The organism is Pseudoalteromonas sp. Z1A8, assembly GCF_011378855.1.
Lineage (GTDB): Bacteria > Pseudomonadota > Gammaproteobacteria > Enterobacterales > Alteromonadaceae > Pseudoalteromonas.
Genome location: NZ_WTLB01000116.1, coordinates 1 through 1785, shown reverse-complemented (window position 1 = coordinate 1785; position 1785 = coordinate 1). Strand labels below are relative to the sequence as shown.

At 39.9% G+C, this 1785-nt stretch carries 2 protein-coding genes and 1 pseudogene; all 3 read left to right on the top strand.

Translation table 11 applies throughout. From position 1 onward, the window contains the following. The first annotated feature begins 168 nt into the window (after nt 1–168). Entirely contained in the window at nt 169–435 is a 267-nt protein-coding gene (locus GQR55_RS19900) for a hypothetical protein (RefSeq protein WP_166421956.1), read from the top strand. Further along, entirely contained in the window at nt 436–804 is a 369-nt protein-coding gene (locus tag GQR55_RS19895) for a type II toxin-antitoxin system PemK/MazF family toxin (RefSeq protein ID WP_166421955.1), read from the top strand. 181 nt (nt 805–985) lie between these two features. Further along, nucleotides 986–1785, top strand: a pseudogene (locus tag GQR55_RS19890) (transposase); the annotation flags it as partial.

The window sequence follows — 1785 nt, the reverse complement described above, 5'->3', positions numbered from 1 at the left end:
CAAGCTGACGTTGCAATTGATTTAATTTTGCTTTTGATTGCTTTAAAAACTTTGGATTGTCGGCCACGTAGCCGTTCGAGCCAGCTAGTGCGGTTTTTGTACGTGTTGATTGACATCGTATACACATTATATATACTAAAAGAAACCACAACAATAGAGTAATTAAATATGGAAACAGTCACCGAAATTAAATCGTGGGGCAATTCTCTCGGCTTACGCATTACAAACGCAATGGCTAGTGAACCTATGTTTACTAAAAATACAAAGGTTATTGTCACATCGACACCTGAGGGCATGACAATTAAGCCTGTTGAAACAAAGCGCAAGTATGAAATGCCATTCACTGAGTCTGAACTAATAAGCGGACTAAATGAATACAACGCGCACACTGATGAACTAGCAGGGCTTTTACCCTGTGAAATTATGGATTACTAAATGACTTACACGCCTGACAGAAACGAGATTGTTTTTATTGATTTTGAACCAGTAAAAGGGAAAGAAATAGGCAAGTATAGACCCGCACTTGTGCTTAGTAGCAAGGCGTATAATTCTGCTACTGGCTTGTTGATTTGCTGTCCTATAAGCTCAAGTGTTAGAGGTGGTCTTTTAGAAGTACCTATAAACAACATAGACAAGCCCTATGCTGTAGTTGCAAATATGATTCAGACGCTTTCTTGGCGCACAAGAAAAGCTAAGTTTGTTGCTCACGCTGAAACAGGTGTAATGAATCAAGTATATGATCGACTGCTGCCAATAATGGGCGCACAAGAATACATTAATTCTAAAGTTAATGAATATGATTAAATGCGTTGATGGTATGAGAGTGAGTGCACTTGAGTAATACACGCCAAGCGCCGCAATAAACGCCGTCCTAAAACACTTACTCAAACCTGATCATCAAGCTCGATGGGTAATCCCCCCCCCCCCGAAAAATAATAGAAGCCAAACGTAGAATTTTCTCTTATTGTAAACACAGGAGAAAATTATGAAAAAAGCACATTTTACAGACAGTCAAATCCTCGCTATTTTGAAGCAAGCCGAAAACGGTGTGCCAATCCCTGAGCTATGCCGTGAATATGGTATGGGCAATTCAACCTTTTATAAATGGCGCGCAAAATACGGCGGTATGGATGCGTCTTTAATGACACGAATGAAAGAGATTGAAGATGAAAATCGCCGTTTAAAGAAAATGTATGCTGAAGAGCGGCTAAAATCTGAAGTCATTCAAGAGGCAATGGTAAAAAAGTGGTAAAGGCTTCTGAGCGCAAAGTATTGGCACACGAAGTCGTTAGCACAAATAAAATGAGTATTTCCTTAGCCTGTCGTACTTTCATGATAAGTGAAACATGCTATCGCTATACGCCAAAACTGTCTGATGAAAATGAGGAAATTGCAGGGTTGTTATTGGATTTAAGTCAATGTCAGCGTAATTGGGGATTTGGTTTATGTTTTCTATATTTACGCAATGTTAAAGGCTACACATGGAATCATAAGCGCGTTTATCGTATTTACCGTGAGCTTGCGAATAAAACCTAGAAAACGTCTAACAAGGGAGAAGCCTGAACCATTAGCTGTACTGTACCTGAGGCCATTAACGAATGTTGGTCAATGGATTTTATGCACGACCAATTATCTTATGGCAGAGGGTGTCGCTTGTTCAATGTGATTGATGATTTCAATCGCGAAGGACTCACAATAGATACTGACTTATCACTCCCCGCTGAGCGTGTGATCCGCTCGCTCAATCAAATTATAGAATGGCGTGGTAAACCAAAAGCTATCAGG